The organism is Natronoarchaeum sp. GCM10025703 (assembly GCF_042661985.1).
Taxonomy (GTDB): Archaea; Halobacteriota; Halobacteria; order Halobacteriales; family Natronoarchaeaceae; genus Natranaeroarchaeum.
Map to the genome: position 1 here is coordinate 1,447,035 of NZ_JBHSZF010000001.1, position 19,685 is coordinate 1,466,719.

A 19,685-nucleotide genomic window follows, 5' to 3' on the forward strand; every position below is an offset into this window, starting at 1 on the left:
GCTACCCCCGTCCGACGAGCGTTCATCGGGCCCGACCACCGTTCGCACAGTATTACTTTCATGGACTATACTGATAGTCTCATTTCGTATTACTGTTTCGGTTCCCCGCCTGGCGCGCTCACGCGGGCACCCGTACCTCGTCACCGACTTTCGACGACTGAATAAATAAGAAAATTGTGCTCCAAAGCAAAATTTTAAGTGGTGTGGTCCGAAGTACCCGAGTGGAATCTCGAATATGAGCGAAAAAAACACTGCAATTCTGAACCACTCACGACGTAAGATTATCCAAGCAGCGAGCGCGCTTGGTGTCGCCGGTACGACTGGCCTCGCCGGCTGTCTCGGCGGCGGCGACGAGAACGGCGACGAGAACGGCACCGAGAACGGCGACGAGAACGGCACCGAGAACGGCGACGAGAACGGCAACGAGGCCAGTCAGCAAGAGATGGAACTCGTCCACTGGTGGACGGCCGGTGGCGAGGAGGAAGCACTGAACGCCCTGCTGACTGGGTTTAAGGAGGAGTATGGCTACGACGATAGCAATATCAACGAGAACCCCGCACCGGGTGGTGCTGGATCCGCAGTCGACGCTGCAATCCAGTCGCGGATCATCGATCAGGACCCGCCGTCCTCGTTCCAGATCTGGCCTGGCGAGTCGCTCCGTCCGTACACCGATGCAGACGTGCTGGCGGACATCGGCGACATCTGGTCCGACGACATGCAGGACGCGTACGTCCAGGGGGTTCAGGACACTGCACAGCCCGACGGCAATTACGTCAGCGTCCCAATCAATATTCACCGGCTGAACAACCTCTTTTATAACACTGATGTCCTCGACGACGCGGGCGTCGACCCGGCGAATATCAACGACCCCGAAGGGCTACTCGATGCGCTACAGACTATCGACGATGCTGGCTACACGGCCTTCGCTCACCAGACGGGCTCAGTCTGGTCGACGCTCCAGCTATGGGAAACGGTGTTCATCGGTCACACCGGCGTCGATGACTTCATGTCGTTCCTCGACCGGGATGTCGACAGTCTCGAAGAGGAGATTCGTGCTTCGCTACAACTCGTTGCTGACTACAGAGAGTACTTCAGCCCCGATGCCAGTTCGATCGCATGGGACGAGGCGAACGGCCAGGTGATTGACGGGGAGGCTGCCTTCATCCATCAGGGCGACTGGGCGGCCGGCCAGTACGGTGCCACCGACCTCACATACGGCGAGCAGTGGGACCACATCGCGTTCCCGGGGACAGAGGGAACGTACTCGCTGGTCATGGACTCCTTCGTGATGCCCGAGCCGAACCCGTCGCCGGAACTCACCAAGGACTTCCTGACCTACTGTGGATCGATCGACGCACAGCAGCGGTTCAACAGTATCAAGGGCTCGATCCCGCCCCGAACTGACGTCCCGTCCGACGAGTTCGGTCCGTTCCTCCAGAGCCAGATGGAGGACTTCGAGAGCTCGGACCAGCAGCCGCCGACGATCGCACATGGATCGGGTATCGATCCGCAAGGCAAGAGCGTTCTCGAGGAAATCTTCTCCGGGTTCATCGAGAACTGGGACGCAGATGCGACGACGGCTCGCATCCTCGACGAGCTGTAAATAGGGTCCACACCTATGATTCATATATTTCGACGAATACTGAACCGATTACGGGCCGGTAATCCGCGAGATCGGCGTGAGGGCTCCTCCGATGGCACCGGTGATTCCGGTGCGGATAGCGATGCGATTCGTACCGACGGCGGCGAGTCGGTGAGCGCTACCTCGACCCCCACGGTCAGCGTCAGCACCCGAATCAGACGTCTGTTCCAGGACGAGCGCGTCGCCGGGCTTCTCTTTGGGTTCCGCCGTTTCTCCTGATGGGGTGGTTCGTATACGGCGCTATCGGCTGGAACGTCGTGATTTCGCTGACCGACTGGAGCGGTCTTGGTCAGCCCCTCTACGATTCGTTCGATCTCGGTATGTATCGAGACTTGCTGTCCGACCCCTCGTTCAAGGTCGCAGCACGTAACCAGGTCGTGCTCATGATCAGCTTTACAGTCGCGGCGCTGGGTCTCGGACTGTTGTTAGCGATCATGATCGACCAGAATATCCGGTTCGAGAACACGTTCCGGACAGTCTATCTGCTCCCGATGGCCCTCTCGTTCGTCGTCACGGCTATCTTCTGGTCGTGGCTCTACAACGCGGACATCGGTCTGATCAATCAGGCACTGGAGACGGTTGGATTGGGCGCAGTGGCGCTGGACTGGCTGGGCAATCCGCGGACGAAACTGGCTGCAATCATCGTCGCACTGACCTGGCAGTTCAGCGGCTACTGTATGATCGTCTATCTCGCGGCGCTCCGTGCGATCCCGAACGAGCACTACGAGGCCGCCAAGGTCGACGGTGCCTCCACATTCCGGATGTACTGGCGAGTCATCGTCCCGCAGCTTCGGTCGGCGACAACCAGCGCGACGGTCGTGTTGATGGTTTTCGCGCTGAAAGCGTTCGATTTCATCTTCGTGATGTTCGGAGACACACCCGGCCCGTCGGCCGATATCCTGTCGGTGATGATGTTCCGGGAAGCGTTTTCGCGGAGCAACTGGGCGTACGGATCCGCCGTCGCGACAGTGTTGTTCCTGTTGGCACTGGCGATCGTCGTCCCGTACCTCTACACGCAGCACAAGCGAGGTGACCTCTAATGACTGATTCCGACACGTCCGACGGTACTCACAGCTCTGACCAGGATTCGACGACAAACGATAGCGGGGCCCTCGGACGGGTCCGCGCTCGTCTGAACGCGACCAGTCCGCGACGGCTGGCACTCTATGCCGTCCTCGCAGCAGTGCTAGTGTTGTTTCTGTCGCCGCTGTGGAGCGGCCTCATGACATCCTTGAAAAATCAGACGGCGTTCGCCACGACCGCTCCGTACATACCACCGTTGCCCGGTGAGATGGTCGCACAACCGTGGTTTGAGGCATGGTCACGCCTGCAGGGTGGAATGTTCAACAGCCTACTGTTCGGCATTCCGGCAACGATATTCTCGGCGCTTCTGGGGAGTATGGCCGCGTTCGGACTCACCAAGATCGACTGGCGGGGACAGTTGGCAGTCCTCTTGCTGTTCGTAGCCGGCGTGTTCATCCCCTACCAGTCCGTTCTGGTCCCACTTCGGGTTTTCTGGGGGATGGTCGAGATCGAGAGTATGATGCTGACCGCAGAGTCGAGCGTCGCGGTGCTCCCAGTGCTACCCGCGCTGTTCGCCGCGCTGGCGGAACGTGCTGATCTGATCGAGTTGATGATCACACACACCGCCTTCGGTATCCCGATCTGTACCGTGCTGTTCCGGGGCTACTACCTGACGATCGACAACGATATTCTCGAGGCGGCCAAGATCGACGGCGCATCGACGATCCGCGTCTACTGGCGCATCATCCTGCCGCTCTCGAAGCCGATGTTCGCGGTTACGCTCATCTACCAGTTCACGAATATCTGGAACGACCTGCTGTTCGCACTGGTGCTCGTAACCTCGTCGAGCAGTCACGTTGCCACCCAGAAACTCAACGAGTTGCAGGGTGCAATGGTCTCCGAATACAACCTACAGATGGCGGGTGCGTTCCTCGTGGCGCTCCCGACGCTGATCATCTACGTCGTGTTCGGTAAACAGTTCGCGAAAGGAGTCGCGGGAGAACAATGATTCGACTGACTAACGGTACACGAATGACAGATATAGACGCGTACGATGGTGGTATCAGTTCGACGAACGGCGGAGGATCGGAGGTGCTCTCCCATGGCTGATCTGACGCTCGACGGGGTGACGAAAGTGTTTCAGGACGGCAGCGAGGAGGTCGTCGCCGTCGACGACGTCTCCATCGAGGTCGAAGACGGCGAGTTCCTCGTCCTGGTCGGCCCCTCCGGGTGTGGCAAGTCGACGACGCTGCGGATGGTCGCAGGGCTCGAAACGATTACCGAGGGTGCCCTCCGACTCAACGACAGGGTCGTCAACGACACTCCCGCACAGGAGCGCGACATTGCGATGGTCTTCCAGTCGTACGCTCTGTATCCGCACATGACTGTGCACGGGAACATGAGCTTTGGCCTCGAGGAGTCGACGGATCTCTCCGATAGCGAGATCGACAGCCGGGTCGAGGAAACGGCCTCGATGATGGGTATCAACGACCTCCTCGACCGAAAACCCGCCGACCTCTCGGGGGACAGCGACAGCGGGTCGCACTCGGCCGAGCGATCGTTCGTGAGCCACAGGTGTTCCTGATGGACGAACCCCTCAGCAACCTGGACGCCAAACTGCGTGCCGAGATGCGGACCGAACTCCAGCGCCTGCAGGAGGACCTGGATACCACGACGGTCTACGTCACGCACGATCAGACCGAGGCGATGACCATGGGCGACCGAATCGCCATCCTCGACAAGGGTGAACTGCAGCAGGTGGGGACGCCCCTGGAGTGTTACCATCGGCCCAACAACCAGTTCGTCGCCGGGTTCATCGGAGACCCCTCGATGAACTTCTTCGACCTCGAACTCGACCGCGGATCGGAAGTCGGAACCACTGACGGAGCGGCCACCAGTGGTGCATTAGTCAGAGACGGGTTCCAGTACTCGCTGTCCGAGGAGTCTCTCGAAACGCTCGGTGACGTGACGGATGTCGTACTCGGGGTCCGGCCAGAGGATATCGAACTACTGGAATCCGGGTCCAGCGTGCACGACTACGAGGCAACCGTCGACGTGGTCGAGCCGAAGGGTGACGAGAACGTTGTCTACCTCGAATTCGAGGGTGCGGACTACGACAGAACGTTTGTCGCCACCGTCGGCGGTATGCATCGTATCGAGGCAGGGCAGTCGATCACCGTTCGGTTCCCGGAAGATGCCGTCCATATCTTCGATGGCCGCACCGGAACCGCACTGCAGAACCGTCAACTCTCGGGAACGGAAGAACCGGAACTGACATTATAGCTCCGCGCCAGCGGTCCGCGATCCGATTTTGTCGCTGCTGTCGTCGATCCACCCGATTGGGTGTCGGTCACTCTTGTTCGTGCTATCTAACTTATCTCTGAGACCAACATAACTGAAAACCAAAACATTAATAAAACTATTCATCATTACATAATTCGATGTTACACTGGCTTCGCCGTCTCATACCGACAGTAGTTCGCAGAAGCTACGCGCTGAAATTCGGGATCCTCCTGCTGGTTATTGGGGCCTCTGTCGGCGCGGTGGGTCTGCTGGCGACCGAAGCGATCGGCGCAGAAGTCCAGGAGAACACCAACGATGAGTACGCGACGCTCGCCGAACAGGAGGCACAGAACCTGCAAGGGTGGTCCGAGAGCAACGAACAACAGGTCCGGACGCTCGTCAGAAATCCGGACCTCCGTGGGCTCGGTACCACGGATCTCCGACAGTATACACAGTCTCCGGACAGGGCGCGTGCGATTCACATAATCGACCAGAACGACCGCAGTATAACGGCCAGTACGGATCGTGAGTTGGTGGGCGAATCCGTCGACAACCTCTCGGTTCCCGATACTGATCGGATGCTCACGGAGCTCGAACCGTTCTCGGTCTATACTTCGGAGCCGTACCGTCTAGACGACGGTGAGGGGACCCCCGTAGTGACCTACGGACAGGCCACCGAGGACGGCGCTATCGGGGTCGTGTACACCGTCGAACTCGAGCAGTACGCCGAGAAGTTCAACAGTTACGGCAACGACCGCTCGACCACGCTCGTAGTGGATAGCCAGAGCAGAGTCGCCTTCGACGATGCTGGCTTCGGCGAGCAACGACAACACTTCCTGCAATCGTACAATGGAGACGTTCTGGAAGGACAGAGTCAGACAATCGGGGCTCGTACGGTCGCGGCCTCTGACAGCGCTGGGGCGCTCTCCGCGTACGACTTCCCCGATGAGGAGTACGTCGTCGGCTACGCACCGGTCGACGGCACGGACTGGGTCGTTCTCGTGCACGAACCAACAGCGGACGCATACGGGTTCGTGGCGACGGTCCAGCGGTTCGGTCTCGGTGCGACGGGTGCAGGCGTGTTACTCATCACAGTGATGGGGGCAGTTATCGGGCGAAGTACCGCGGTTTCGATCAACCAGCTCACCGAGCGAGCCGAACGCATGGAATCCGGCGATCTAGATGTCGATCTGGAAACCACACGGATCGACGAGATCGGACAACTTTATGACGGGTTCGCGAACATGCGGGATGCATTACGGGAGCAGATCAGCGAGGCGCAGGCCGCGCGTTCGCAGGCCGAGTCCGAACGCGAGCGAGTCGAGCGGATCAACGATGACTTGCAACAGAGCGCCGAGGAGTACTGTGCCGTGATGGGGGCCGCCGCGGACGGAAACCTGTCCGTCCGCGCGGACGTCGATACGGAGAACGAGCAGATGCGTGGCATCGGCGAGGACTTCAACGAGATGCTGGGAGAGATCGAGGTGACCGTTGCGGACCTGAAACAGTTCGCAGAGCAAGTAGCGGTCGCCTCAGAGCAGGCCACGGCGTCGAGTGAGGAGGTTCGCAGCGCGAGCGAGCAGGTTACCGAGTCGATCCAGGAGATTTCCGACGGGGCCGAACAACAGAACAACTCGCTCCAATCCGTCAGCCAGGAGATGGGTGGCCTCTCGACGACGACCGAGGAGATCGCCGCCTCGTCGAACGAGGTCGCCGATATCGCCGAACGGACGGCCCGAACGGGCCGAGAGGGGCGCAAGGCCGCTCAAGAAGCGATCGAGGGGATGAGCAGTATCGAACGTGGGAGCCAAGACGCCGTCGAAGAGATCGAGGCCCTACAGGAGGAAGTCTCACAGATCGACGAGTTGCTGGAGTTCATCACCGAAGTGGCCGAGCAGACGAACATGCTGGCACTCAACGCCAACATCGAGGCCTCTCGATCCAGCGAATCCGGCGACGGGTTCGCCGTCGTCGCCGAGGAGGTCAAAGAGTTAGCCGCCGAAACGAAAGATGCAGCCGAGGACATCGAGGACCGCCTCGAACGGGTCAAATCACAAACTGACGAGACGGCACTGGAGGTCCAGAAGACGAGCGACGAGATCACCAACCACACGGACTCGGTTCGCGATGCCGCCAACGCGCTCGACGAAATCGCCGACTACACACAGGAGACGAATACCGGCGTTCAGGAGATCTCTGCGGCGACCGAACAGCAGGCCGCCTCGACGCAGGAGGTGGTCGCGATGGTCGACGAAGCAGCGACGATCTCCGAAGAAACGACCGCGGAGGCGGAAAACGTCGCCGCGGCGGCCGAGCAACAGACAACCGCACTTACCGAGGTTTCACATTCGGTGTCCGACCTGGCCAACCAGGCCTCACAACTTTCGGAGGCACTCGACCGCTTCGAGACCGATGCTTCGGAGGAGCACTCGGATCTCGACACGGGCGGCGAACTCCCCGCAGCGGACGATTCCAGTGAGACTGACGGGGAATCGACGGAGCGTAGCGACGCTCCCCCGGAGACGGCCGATGCCGATGTGACGACGACGTCGACGGATACCGGGACACCGGCGTCCGAAACGGAGGCGGACAGTAGCGACGAGTCGGAGGAAGACATGTTCTCGTTCACCGGGACCGACGCAGAGAGCACCGACTCCCGCGAACACTGATCCCCTCTCCGGGGTCAGCGATACCGCATTGGTAATCCCGTCGTCGCTGGAGGCCCCGGCGGGGTGTGGTTCGTTCCGAGTGTGGATCGACGTCTCTGGCTATCACGTATTCGATGACCTAACCAGTATGCTAGATGTATTTCTCTGTTAACTATCTGTTACAGCAAACCGATACGAACTACAAAGTATAAAAAATTTACAATTTGCCTGTAGTCAGGAGGTTTAAGCTATTTCGTCAACAGCGTACAGTATATGTTTAATATTCTACGACGGATGATCCCAAACAGGGTGCGGCGGAGTTACGCCCTGAAGTTTGGAATCGTCCTCCTGATCATTGGGGTGTCCGTCGGGATGATCGGACTGTTGGCGACCGAAGCGATCGGTGCACAGGTTCAGGACGACGCTAACGATGAGTTCGCGACGCTTGCGGAACAGGAGGCCCAGAGTCTCCAGGCCTGGTCCGAGAGCAACGAACAACGGGTCCGGACGCTCGTCCGGAACCCTGAACTGCGGAGCCTTAGCACGACGCAACTGCGCCAGTACACTCAGGCACCCGACAGGGCTCATGCGATCCATATTGTCGATGCCGGGGATGGAACGATTACGGCGAGTACGGATCGTGGCGTCGAAGGAGAGGGTATCGACGTGCTTTCGATTCCGGACTCGGACCGACTGCTGGAAGGACTCGGGCCGTTCTCTGTCTACCGGTCGGAGCCCTACCGTCTGGACGATGGTGAGGGGTCACCTGTCGTAACGTACGCACAGACGACTGGTGACGGCGCTATCGGGGTCGTCTACACAGTCGAACTGCAGCAGTACACGGAGACGTTCAACAGTTACGGAGACGACCGGTCGACTACACTCGTCCTCGACAGTCGGAACAGAGTCGTTTTCGACGACGCCCACTACGGTACTGAAGGAGATAACTTCCTGTCGGAGTACGGTGCCAGCAGCGCGCTCGACGACGAGAACGGGCTGTCGGGAGCTCATACGGTGGCGGGTAGTAACCGCGCCGATGCGCTTTCCGAGTACGGTTTCCCCGAGGAGGAGTACGTCGTCGGCTATGCACCGGTCGACGGCACGGACTTTACTGTCCTGGTGCATCAGCCGACCGCTGACGCGTACGGGTTCGTGACGACCGTCCAGCGCTTCGGGTTCGCCGCAACCGCGACGGCTATGATCCTGATCACTGCTATCGGTGCTGTACTCGGCCGGAATACGGCGCTTTCGATCAACCGACTGACTGATCGTGCTGCTCTAATGGAGGACGGTGATCTGGACGTCGACCTGGCGACCGAACGTATCGACGAAATCGGTCAGCTATACCTGGCGTTCGATGGCATGCGTCTCTCGCTACGGGAGCAGATCGAAATGGCTCAGCAAGCGCGACAAGAGGCCGAACAGGAGCGTCGACGGATCGAAGAGATGAACGAGGATCTCACAAAGACGGCCAATGAGTACGCGGACGTGATGCAGGCGGCCGCAGCGGGCGATCTAACCGCACGCATGGATCCTGCGGCCACGGAGACCGATGCGATGTGGGAGGTCGCCCACGAGTTCAACAGCATGATCGAAGAACTCGAACACACTATCGCCCAACTGAACCAGTTCGCGAGCGAAGTTTCGGCCGCCAGCGAACGGGTGACTGCGTCGAGTGAGGCCGTTCGATCCTCGTCGGAGCGTGTCGCCAGCTCGGTCCAGCAGATTTCGGCGGGAGCAGACCGTCAGAACGACTCGTTGCAGGACGTGAAAGCGGAGATATCCGATCTCTCCTCGACCACCCGAAGTATCGCAACGTCGTCAAACGAGGTTGCCAATATTGCAGAAAAAACGGCTCGTACCGGTGCGGAAGGGCAGGAAGCGGCCCAGGAGGTGGTCGCAGGTATCGGCCAGATCGAAGCCGAGTCCGAGCGTGCGGTCGAGCAGATAGAGGAACTGGGCGAGGAGGTCGCCCAGATCGACGAACTCATCGATCAGATCCAGGAGATCGCGGATCAGACGAATATGCTGGCGCTCAGTGCAAACCTCGAAGCCGTCCGCTCGCCCGGGGGCGAGCAGGACGATGGGTTCGACAAGGTCGCCCAGGAGGTCAAAGAGCTATCCACGGATGCGAAATCTGCCGCAGGGGAGATCGAAACCCGACTGGGACGCATCCGGACACAGACCGAACAGTCTATCGATGCCGTCGAAAAGACGAGCGACCGAATCGAAGACGCGAGCAGCAGCGTTCAACACGCCGCCGAGGCGCTCGAATCCATCGCCACGTACGCCGACGAAACGTCCTCCGGCGTTCAGGAGATTTCCTCCGCGACCCAACAACAGATGATCTCGACCCGGGAGGTCGAACAGCGGATCAGCGAAGTAGCGTCGATCAGTCAGGAGACGGCTTCGGAGGCGAACACGGTCGTCGCTGCTACCGAAGAACAGACGAACGCCCTTACCGAGGTTTCCGGTTCGATGTCCGATCTGGCAACACGTGCTACACAACTGGCCGACGCACTGGACCGCTTCGATGCCGACGGTGACGCCGAACCCGGTGGGCCGATCGACGTTCTCTGCTGTAGTGGTACTCCGATATTTGGGTTCTTATTTTATATCGTATATACATAGCCAACTGTTACTCTGCCCCGTCTCGGTGAGAGCGATCATAGCCAGTACCGAACGCGCGAATGCAGATACGCTCCGAGAAAACGCTGGTAACTGCTGGAGTAGCGGCTATAGCCGATCAAGATTCGGTTGTACGACTCCGGATAGATGCCTCTGAACTGATTCGACATGTCACGAACGCTGGCACTCGCGAAGACCCCAATACGCCCGTCTTAGCCGTAATTGGAGATTAATACGGCAGTTACTGTTGACTGATTCGCCGTGGAGCCGCTGTGAGCCCTCTTATATAGTAGTTATTACAGTACTACAGTTGCATAGGAATTCTTAATTAAGTAAGGGTCCCGTCCAACTCCAGACCGCTATCGCTCCCGAGAGTCGGACTACGCTTTTACTGGCCGATCACGAATAATCGATATGACCAAGACGATCACCGCGGAGGAGTTCCGCGACGTACAGGACAGCGGCGAGCCCTACACGCTCGTCGACACGCGCCCGGGAGAGAGCTTCGAGTCGTGGCATATCGACGGCGCGATCAACTACACCTACAAGCCCCACTACGACTTCGACGCCGAAGACTTTCGGGCACAGACCGGGCTGAAGCCGGACGACCGGATCCTGACGATCTGTGCCAAAGGCGAGTCGTCGTTCGAGATCCTCGACGAACTGGACGAAGCGGGCTACGACGACGTCACCGTCATCGAGAACGGCATGCGGGCGTGGAGCCGTGTCTACGATCACACCACCGTCCCGACCGACAGTGACGGCGTCGAGATCATTCAGGTACAGCGCAGAGCAAAAGGCTGTCTCGGCTACGTCGTCGGCTGTACGGAAACGGGCGAGGCATGCGTGATCGATCCGACAAGACACGTCGCGGAGTTCGTGGACGCCGCCACGGAGGCTGGCTACGATATCACCGCGGCTTTCGACACGCACGTCCACGCCGACCACATCTCCGGCGCTCGGACACTCGCCGACGAGCAGGACGTGCCGTACTACCTCGGGGCCGACGCGACCGACCGGGGCGTGACCCACGAGTACGAACCGCTGGAGCGAAACGAGGTCGTCAGCGTAGGCGAACTCGACATAAAGGCGCTGTCGACGCCGGGCCACACGTCCGAAATAGTGAGCTATCTCGTCGAGGACGAGGCCGTCGCGACCGGCGATACCCTCTTCGTCGACTCGGTCGGACGCACCGAACTGCAGTTCGGCGACAGCGAGGCCGCGGAGGGTGCCAGCGAACTCTACGACTCGCTCCATCGCACCCTGCTCGCCGAACCCGACAGCGTGACCGTCCTGCCGGGGCATTTCCCCGTCAGCGACGCGGGCGAGGACGGCGAGCTAACCCCTGGCGAACCGATCACCCGACCCATCGGCGATATCCGGCAGTCGGTCGACCTGCTCGACCAGCCCCGGGAGGCGTTCGTCGAGCACGTCACCGAGCGTCGCCCCGAGAAGCCACCGAACTACGAGCAGATCATCGGCCTCAACACCGGCCGCGAGGCAGTCGCGGACGAAACCGAGGCGATCGAACTGGAACTCGGGCCGAACCGCTGTGCCGCGGAGGTCCAATGACGAGTCGCAACCAGTTCTCGGTGTCGACGGGCGACCGACTCACCGTCGTCGACGTCACCGACAAGGTCGAGCAGGCCATCCCCGACGATGTCGAGCAGGGACTCTGTACCGTATTCGTCCAGCACACGACTGCGGCACTCGTGATCAACGAGGCCGAACCACGATTGCTCGACGATATCGAAGGGTTCCTCTCCAGTCTGGTGCCCGACGAGGGACACAGCCACGACGAACTCGACGAGAACGCCGACTCGCACCTCCGAACGACGCTTCTGGGCCCGAGTGAGACCATCCCGGTCGTCGAGGGCACCCTCGACACCGGCACCTGGCAGTCGGTACTGCTCGTCGAGTGCGACGGCCCGCGGACGCGGACGGTGTCGGTGACGGTAGTCGGGGCGTAGCTCACGCGCCGGAGGTACTGTCGGTACCGACGATGATCCGGCCCAGTGCGTCGGAGCCGACGGGTGCGACGACGAGCGGTGCGGACGCCGGGACACCCGTCGTAAACAGAAGGACACAGCCCAGACCGACCGCCACGGCGAGCAGCCAGCCGGTGTTCTGGACGTTCATACGTAGAATGAGACGAGTACAGTCGCGTTCCACGCCACCACGACGAGGCCGAGTACGGCGAGCGTACCGGAGATGGCGAGGCGGTGGGCTGGCCGCAGCTGTCGGGCGACCACCACGAAGCAAGTCATTACGACCGCTTTCCACGCGGTCAGTGCGACGGCCGGACCGAGGGCTCCCGGGACGACTTCGACGAGCATGGCAGGAAGCGGGTTCCCCTCTGTCGCGCCGAGGCCCAGTCCGACGAGCGTCGAGACGAGGTCGCCGAAGCCGTAGAACAGGAGTGCAAGCACCCACAGCGCGCGCTCCGCGGATCGGTGATCGATACCGGCCGACGCCTGATTGACCCGGCCGGGCGCGTTATCGGCGGCCACGGCGACACCTCTCGTTCCGGGTGGCGACGTTCAGGTGGCGACTGGCCGTGGTGTCGGACCTGGACGGTCCGGGCCCGGCATCGACTTTGCACAGTAGGGCCGCTCTGGCGTGTCGATACCGGTCTGCGGGCGGGACTGTCGTACGGTACATGAGCCTCGACGTCGCCCCGAGAGGCGACTCCGTTTCGACGCTCGCTATCGCCACCCTTTGATATGACTTCGATACCAGTACGCAGGAGCGGCTTACCACCGACAGGAGCGGAATATGCTGCGTCTAGGGGCGTTTCGACTCGTGGACCGGCGACTGCTCGACGCTACAGATACGGGCGAGCGACCGCAAGCCCGTCCGTGGCGATACCGTCGACGCCGCGCCAGGCAAGCAGGCGGGCGAGACGGGCGTTATTGACAGTCCAGACGTTGATGCCGAGGTCGACCGCTCGCGCACGGGAGAGCAACCGCGAGTACAGCAGGAGCGTGAAGCGGGGGTGGACGTACTGGCAGTCGAGTTCCACGGCACGGCGAACTGGCTCATCACGCACCCGTTTCGTGATATACGCGGTCTCGACGGTCCGGGGGATGGACTGCACCTCCCGCAGCGCCGCGGCGGAAAACGAGGAGACGATCGGGTCGTTCTCGACCGCGGCGAGTGCCTCAGTACGTCGTCAGCGATGCCGGTCTCCTTGAGTTCGATGTTGACGTCGACCTCCGGCGGGATGGCGTCGAGAACGGCGTCGAGTGCCGGGATGGACTCGCCGCTGTCGAGGATGTCGAGCGACTGCAGGTCGTCGAGGGCGAACTCGTCGACGCGCCCAGTTCCGTCGGTGACCCGGTCGACCGTCTCGTCGTGGAAGACGACCAGTTCGCCCGAGCCACACCGACGGACGTCGAACTCGATGCTGTCGGCCAGGTCGCTCGCCTGCTCGATTGCGGCCAGCGTGTTCTCGGGGGCGTCCGCGGAGAACCCCCGGTGGGCGATCACTCGCATAGCGGAGTCTCGGTCGCCGGCGTAATGAACTGCCCGCCCCATGGATTCATTTTCGTCCCGCCCTTTACCGTGGATATGTCCGTTAGCTTCGATTTCAGTGATCGTGTCGTCGTCGTGACCGGTGCCTGTGGCGCGCTCGGGAGCGCCGTCGCCGACGAGTTCAGCGCGGCAGGAGCGGCGGTCGCCGCCGTCGACGTGCTCGCTCCCGACGACGAGGACTCCTTGCTCAACCTCAACGAGCGAACCGAGTACTACCAGATCGATCTTACCGACGAGGACGATGTCGAGCAAGGGTTCGGCGAAATCGTCGATGACCACGGCGGGATCGACCACCTCGTGAACGTCGCGGGAACCTGGCGCGGCGGCCAGCCGATCGATGAGACGCCGGTCGACGAGTTCGAGATGCTGTTCGACGTCAACCTCAAGACGGCGTTTCTCGCCTCGAAACACGCGCTGTCACACCTCCAGGAGAGCGAGGGCTCGATAGTGAGCATCAGTTCGCGCTCCTCGCAGAAGGTGGCGAGGGCGACGGTCCTTACCGGGCGTCGAAAGCGGGGATCCGACGCCTCACCGAAACGATAGCGGAGGAGAACAACGGCGTCGTCCGGGCGAATGCGGTGATGCCGAGCGTCATCGACACGCCCATGAACCGCGACATGATGCCGGATTCGGACCACGAGAAGTGGGTCGACCCAGCCGCTATCGCGACCGTCATTGCGTTCCTCTGTAGCGAGGGCGCGAGTCCGACGAGCGGCGCGGCGGTACCGGTCTACGGCGAGGCCTGAAACGCGAGTCGCGGTCAGCAGCCAGCCACTCGCTGAACGGCCCGGTTAGGAACTCGTGGTAGCCCTCGATACCGAGCGCCAGCGTGACGACGAGGACGACGACAAGCGGGATACGGACGAGCCACAGCCAGATGTCCCCGCGCTTGCCGATGTCGGTGATCCCTTTCGCGAGTTCGTCCCGTCCGGCGTCCGGAATCACCCATCCGACGAGCAACACGAGTAACAGTGCTCCGAGCACGAGCAGGAAGTCGTTGACGAAGCCGTCCAGCAAGTCGAGGAAGATCAGGTCCTGAGTGACGGGGATACCGAGCAGGAAGATGCCGCTACCAGCGACAGCAGTTGCGGGCCGTCGGTCGACGTCGAACTGGTCGATGATGTACGAGACGACGACTTCGAGGATGCTGATCGCACTCGACAGCGCCGCCAGCGCGACGGTCCCGAAGAACAGGAGGCCGAGGATCCGGCCACCGGTAATGTCGCTGAACGCGGCCGCGAGACTGACGAAGACCGCGTTGACCGTCTCCTCGCCTGCGGCCTCGACGCCCGCACCGGTGATGATGATCGGGAAGACGGCAAAGCCGACGAGAACGGCGATTCCGGTATCGAAGCCGATGATCGTCAGCGCGTCTTTGACGAGGTTCCGGTCCTCACCGAGATAGGACGCGTACGTGATCATCACGCCCATTCCGAGCGAGAGCGTGAAGAAGGCCTGTCCCGCGGCGAGCGGAAGCAGGGTCTGCCACTCGGCGGCGATGACGCCGAAGTCCGGCGACAGGTAGTAGGCGTAGGCCTCGCCAGCACCGCTCAGCGTCGCCCCGTAGGCGGCCAGAACGACGAGCAGGATGATGATCGCCGGTACCATGAACTTCACCGCTTTCTCGATGCCGTCCCGGATCCCGACCGCGACGACCCCGATCACGGCGGCCATGAAGACGATGTGATACAGTAGGGCGTCCATCCCAGTCGAGACGCTGCCGAACAGTGCGGCCGCGCTGTCGGGATCGGCGACCGTATACCCATCGGTGATGCCGATCACGAAGTAGCGGACGAACCAGCCAGCGACGACGCTGTAGTACGCCATGATCGCGAACCCAGTGGCGAGGAACAGATAGCCGATATATCGCCACGGGCCCGTTGCGAGGGACTGCAGCGCTCCGACGGGGTTGAGGTTCGTGCGACGGCCGATAACGAACTCGACCAGGATTGCCGGGAATCCGATAATCGCGATGAATAACAGATACACCAGCAAGAACGCTGCACCACCGCCCTCTCCGACAGCGAAGGGAAACCGCCAGATGTTACCGAGTCCGACGGCGCTCCCGACCGCGGCAAAAATGAAGCCGGTGCGGGTTGCCCAGGTTTCTCTCTCTGACATACACCACTGGCTCCGCAACAGTGCTATAAAAAGACACGGACCTATCCCGAGGGGACGTTCATTCGGAATCCGAGTCGAGAGGCGGTCTCGTCGCCGTTCCTGACAACGAACCCACATTCCGGCTCGTATCTCTCCGCCGAGGGTGAGTACTGTGACCGAAATTTTTTCCCCTACTAGTTGTCAGAGGCGGTATGGACTGGACTCGGAGGCAGCAACTATGACGATGGAAGATCGGTTAGCGGAGCTACGGGGTCTCCGCGAGGAGGCCGAACTCGGTGGCGGGGAGTCTCGGATCGAGCGCCAACACGACAAGGGGAAAATGACGGCCCGTGAGCGCATCGAATATTTCCTCGACGACGGCACCTTCTACGAGTTCGACAAGCTTCTGAACCCACGGAAGCCACAACTTCGGGATGGAAGAAAAGAAGATCCTGACCGACGGCGTCGTGACGGGCTATGGCGAGGTAGACGGCCGGAAGGTGTTCGTCTTCGCACACGACTTTACCGTCTTCGGCGGGTCGCTGGGTGAGGTGTTCGCCGAGAAGATCTGTAAAGTGATGGACACCGCGATGGAGGTCGGCTGTCCGATCGTCGGCCTGAACGATTCGGCCGGCGCACGGATTCAGGAGGGCGTCAACAGTCTCGCTGGCTTCACCGAAATCTTCCACCGGAACCAGAAAGCGAGCGGCGTGGTTCCGCAGATCTCCGGCATCATGGGCCCGTGTGCGGGCGGGGCCGTCTACTCGCCCTCGATCACCGACTTCATCTTCATGGTCGAGGACACGAGCCACATGTACATCACGGGGCCCGGTGTCACCAAGACGGTCACCGGCGAGGAGGTCTCGCACGAGGAACTCGGCGGCGCGTCGACACATAGCTCGACGACCGGCGTCGCGCAGTTCTCCGTTCCGGACGACGAGACGGCACTGGACAAGATTCAGCATCTGCTCTCCTATCTCCCGCAGAACAACGTCGAGGACCCGCCGCGCGTCGAGCCGTGGGACGACCCTGACCGTCGCGACGACGAGCTGAGGAGATCGTACCCCCGAGTCCGCAGAAACCGTACGACATGGTCGACGTGATCGGCTCGGTGATGGACGAAGGCTCCTTCTTCGAGGTCAACGAGAACTTCGCGAAGAACATCGTCGTGGGCTTCTCACGGCTCGACGGCCACTCGGTCGGCATCGTCGCCAACCAGCCGCGGGTCAACGCCGGGACGCTCACCGTCGATTCGAGTATGAAAGCGGCCCGGTTCGTTCGTTTCTGTGATGCGTTCAACATCCCCATCGTCTCTTTCGTCGACGTACCGGGCTACATGCCCGGAACCGATCAGGAACACCGCGGAATCATCCGTCACGGCGCAAAACTCCTGTACGCCTACTCGGAGGCGACCGTACCCCTGCTCACGGTGATCACCCGGAAAGCCTACGGCGGGGCCTACTGCGTCATGGCGTCGAAACATCTCGGCGCTGACGTCAACTACGCCTGGCCGACCGCCGAAATCGCGGTGATGGGGCCACAGGGTGCGGTGAACCTGCTCTACAGCGACGAACTGGAGGCGGCCGACGACACCGAAGCGCTCCGCCAGGAGCTCATCGACGAGTACCGCGAGGAGTTCGCGAACCCCTACACCGCCGCCGACCGGGGCTATCTCGACGACGTCATCGAGCCAACCGAGACGCGACCGCGACTCGTTCAGGATCTGGAGATGCTTCGCTCGAAGCGCGAGGACGGTCCGGACAGGAAACACGGCAATATCCCGCTCTGATCGATGGACGACCGACCGACCTCCACGACCGATCCGGAGGACGTCAATCAGCCACTGGGGAACGTCCTGCCCGAGCACGTGTCGATGTCGCTCCCCCGGACGCGACGGACGCCGAGGCGGCGGCGATTGCGGCCGCTATCGGTGCGCACCTGCGCGACCGCGAGATAGCCGCTGCCCAGGCCGGGAGCGAGGAGGACACCTGGGAGGGCAAGCGCTGGGTGTTCGACGGCAAACTCTCCAACCGAGGCGGCTCGTTCCGACGCGTCCCGCTCGACGCGCCGACTGATCCGTGGACTGCGGCGGGTCGTCGCGACCGGTTCTGACGGCTGTTGGCGGGCCGCCCTCGCCGCGGCCGACGCCACGGGCGAACCGACCGACCGATTTCTACGATTGTGGGTGATTCGCCGCGGACTCGGACTTCCCGAACCGGAAAAGTAAGGTACGTGGTGGGTGATACTTCCATCAAGAATGTTCCGGAAGGTTCTGGTCGCGAACCGCGGTGAGATAGCAGTTCGGGTGATGCGCGCCTGTGAAGAGTTGAACGTCGGAACCGTCGCGGTCTACAGCGAGGCCGACAGGGACGCCGGACACGTCCGCTACGCCGACGAGGCGTACAACGTCGGCCCGGCCAGAGCGAGCGACTCGTATCTGGATCACGAGGCCGTGATCGAGGCGGCGCGGAAGGCAAACGCCGATGCGATCCACCCCGGCTACGGCTTCCTCGCGGAGAACGCCGAGTTCGCCGCGAAGGTGGAGGAGACCGAAATCACGTGGATCGGCCCCTCCGCCCACGCGATGGAGCAACTCGGCGAGAAGACGAAAGCCCGCAAGGTCATGGACTCCGCGAACGTCCCCATCGTTCCGGGGACGACCGATCCAGTCACCGAGACCGATGAGGTCGAGACGTTCGCCGAGGAGCACGGCTATCCCGTCGCAATCAAGGCCGAGGGTGGCGGCGGCGGCCGCGGGATGAAGATCGTCGAGAGCGAGTCCGAGATCGACGAGCAACTCACGAGCGCGAAACGCGAGGGAGAGGCCTACTTCGACAACGATTCGGTCTATCTCGAACGGTTCCTGGAGAACCCCCGGCACGTCGAGGTACAGATCCTCGCGGACGCCGAGGGCAACGTCAGACATCTGGGCGAGCGCGACTGCTCGCTTCAGCGCCGCCACCAGAAGGTGATCGAGGAGGGCCCGAGTCCGGCGCTCTCGGACGAACTACGCGAGGAGATCGGTGCGGCCGCCCGGCGCGGCGTCAAGTCGGCCGACTACACCAACGCGGGGACCGTCGAGTTCCTCGTCGAGGAGGACGACGACCGGGAGGCGGGCGAACTGCTCGGGCCCGAGACGAACTTTTACTTTCTCGAAGTCAACACCCGCATTCAGGTCGAACACTGCGTCACCGAGGAGATTACGGGCATCGACATCGTCAAGTGGCAGATCCGGGTCGCCGCCGGCGAGGAACTCGGCTTCGAGCAGGACGACGTCGAGATCAACGGGCACGCGATCGAGTTCCGCATCAACGCGGAGAACGCCGCCGAGGAGTTCGCCCCCAGACGGGGACGCTCCGGACCTACGACCCGCCGGGCGGGATCGGCGTCAGGGTCGACGACGCCCTGCGCCAGGGCGACGAAATCGGCGGCGACTACGACTCGATGGTCGCAAAACTGATCGTCTACGCGAGCGACCGCGACGAATGTCTCAGCCGTAGCCTGCGCGCGCTCCGGGAGTTCGATATCGAGGGCCTGACGACGGTCATGCCGTTCCATCGGCTGATGTTGAGCGACGAGGCGTTCGTCGACGGCCGTCACACGACGAAGTATCTCGACGAGGAGATGGACCGAAGCAGGATCGAGGAAGCCCAGAAGCAGTGGGGCAGCGACACCGAGACAACCGAGGCCGAGGCCGAGGAGGTCGTCGAACGCCAGTTCACCGTCGAGGTCAACGGGAAGCGCTTCGACGTCGACCTCGAAGAGCGCGGCGCGACGCCGATCACGTCACAGCCATCCGCGAACACCGGGAACCGGCCCGACACGGT

Annotated in this window: 12 protein-coding genes and 5 pseudogenes; 11 read left to right on the forward strand and 6 right to left on the reverse strand. The window is 61.7% G+C overall.

All coding sequences use genetic code 11. From position 1 onward, the window contains the following. Window positions 1–235 precede the first annotated feature (235 nt). The 8 genes and pseudogenes from ACFQH2_RS08165 to ACFQH2_RS08200 all read left to right on the forward strand — a co-directional run bounded on the left by ACFQH2_RS08165 (window position 236) and on the right by ACFQH2_RS08200 (window position 12,194). Window positions 236–1,603 (forward strand): ABC transporter substrate-binding protein, encoded by a 1,368-nt coding sequence (locus ACFQH2_RS08165; RefSeq protein WP_377076626.1) that lies wholly within the window; start codon window positions 236–238, stop codon window positions 1,601–1,603. 257 nt (window positions 1,604–1,860) lie between these two features. Further along, window positions 1,861–2,682, forward strand: coding sequence for a carbohydrate ABC transporter permease (locus ACFQH2_RS08170; RefSeq protein ID WP_377076627.1), 822 nt, complete (start codon window positions 1,861–1,863; stop codon window positions 2,680–2,682). Continuing rightward, window positions 2,682–3,674 (forward strand): carbohydrate ABC transporter permease, encoded by a 993-nt coding sequence (locus ACFQH2_RS08175; protein WP_377052574.1) that lies wholly within the window; start codon window positions 2,682–2,684, stop codon window positions 3,672–3,674. Before ACFQH2_RS08170 ends, ACFQH2_RS08175 begins: the two co-directional genes overlap by 1 nt. Before the next feature lie 93 nt (window positions 3,675–3,767). Continuing rightward, window positions 3,768–4,948: pseudogene (locus tag ACFQH2_RS08180) on the forward strand (ABC transporter ATP-binding protein). 158 nt (window positions 4,949–5,106) lie between these two features. Further along, complete coding sequence (locus ACFQH2_RS08185; RefSeq protein ID WP_377052578.1) at window positions 5,107–7,617, forward strand: methyl-accepting chemotaxis protein; 2,511 nt, start codon at window positions 5,107–5,109, stop codon at window positions 7,615–7,617. Between the two features lie 252 nt (window positions 7,618–7,869). Continuing rightward, complete coding sequence (locus tag ACFQH2_RS08190; protein WP_377076628.1) at window positions 7,870–10,227, forward strand: methyl-accepting chemotaxis protein; 2,358 nt, start codon at window positions 7,870–7,872, stop codon at window positions 10,225–10,227. A 411-nt stretch (window positions 10,228–10,638) separates the two neighbouring features. After that, window positions 10,639–11,796 carry an MBL fold metallo-hydrolase gene (locus ACFQH2_RS08195; RefSeq protein WP_377052582.1) on the forward strand — a complete coding sequence of 386 codons (1,158 nt, stop codon included), beginning with the start codon at window positions 10,639–10,641 and terminating at the stop codon, window positions 11,794–11,796. Next, the gene (locus ACFQH2_RS08200; RefSeq protein ID WP_377052584.1) at window positions 11,793–12,194 is read left to right on the forward strand and encodes a secondary thiamine-phosphate synthase enzyme YjbQ; all 402 of its coding nucleotides are present in this window, start codon (window positions 11,793–11,795) and stop codon (window positions 12,192–12,194) included. The genes ACFQH2_RS08195 and ACFQH2_RS08200 overlap by 4 nt, the downstream gene beginning before the upstream one ends. 1 nt (window position 12,195) lies before the next feature. On the opposite strand, the gene ACFQH2_RS08205 is transcribed toward ACFQH2_RS08200, so the two are convergent. The 4 genes and pseudogenes from ACFQH2_RS08205 to ACFQH2_RS08220 form a co-directional block, all read right to left on the reverse strand. Beyond that, entirely contained in the window at window positions 12,196–12,363 is a 168-nt protein-coding gene (locus tag ACFQH2_RS08205; RefSeq protein WP_377052586.1) for a hypothetical protein, read from the reverse strand. Beyond that, window positions 12,360–12,734, reverse strand: a complete 375-nt coding sequence (locus tag ACFQH2_RS08210) for a hypothetical protein (protein WP_377052588.1) — start codon at window positions 12,732–12,734, stop codon at window positions 12,360–12,362. The genes ACFQH2_RS08205 and ACFQH2_RS08210 overlap by 4 nt, the downstream gene beginning before the upstream one ends. A 314-nt stretch (window positions 12,735–13,048) precedes the next feature. Beyond that, the gene (locus tag ACFQH2_RS08215; protein WP_377076629.1) at window positions 13,049–13,321 is read right to left on the reverse strand and encodes a glycerophosphodiester phosphodiesterase family protein; all 273 of its coding nucleotides are present in this window, start codon (window positions 13,319–13,321) and stop codon (window positions 13,049–13,051) included. Window positions 13,322–13,473: 152 nt separating this feature from the next. Beyond that, a pseudogene (locus tag ACFQH2_RS08220) lies at window positions 13,474–13,761 on the reverse strand (glycerophosphodiester phosphodiesterase); the annotation flags it as partial. A 33-nt stretch (window positions 13,762–13,794) separates the two neighbouring features. Between ACFQH2_RS08220 and ACFQH2_RS08225 the strand changes: the two are divergent. Further along, window positions 13,795–14,504 (forward strand): annotated as a pseudogene (locus tag ACFQH2_RS08225) (SDR family NAD(P)-dependent oxidoreductase). Here ACFQH2_RS08225 and ACFQH2_RS08230 read toward each other — a convergent pair. Next, complete coding sequence (locus tag ACFQH2_RS08230; RefSeq protein WP_377076630.1) at window positions 14,431–15,879, reverse strand: sodium-dependent transporter; 1,449 nt, start codon at window positions 15,877–15,879, stop codon at window positions 14,431–14,433. The pseudogene ACFQH2_RS08225 and the gene ACFQH2_RS08230 sit on opposite strands and share 74 nt — an antisense overlap. A gap of 223 nt (window positions 15,880–16,102) precedes the next feature. Here ACFQH2_RS08230 and ACFQH2_RS08235 point away from each other — a divergent pair. After that, window positions 16,103–17,647: pseudogene (locus ACFQH2_RS08235) on the forward strand (acyl-CoA carboxylase subunit beta). A 47-nt stretch (window positions 17,648–17,694) separates the two neighbouring features. Here ACFQH2_RS08235 and ACFQH2_RS08240 read toward each other — a convergent pair. Then, entirely contained in the window at window positions 17,695–18,009 is a 315-nt protein-coding gene (locus ACFQH2_RS08240) for a hypothetical protein (RefSeq protein WP_377076631.1), read from the reverse strand. A 106-nt stretch (window positions 18,010–18,115) separates the two neighbouring features. Between ACFQH2_RS08240 and ACFQH2_RS08245 the strand changes: the two are divergent. Continuing rightward, window positions 18,116–19,633, forward strand: a pseudogene (locus tag ACFQH2_RS08245) (acetyl-CoA carboxylase biotin carboxylase subunit); the annotation flags it as partial. Between the last annotated feature and the right edge of the window lie 52 nt (window positions 19,634–19,685).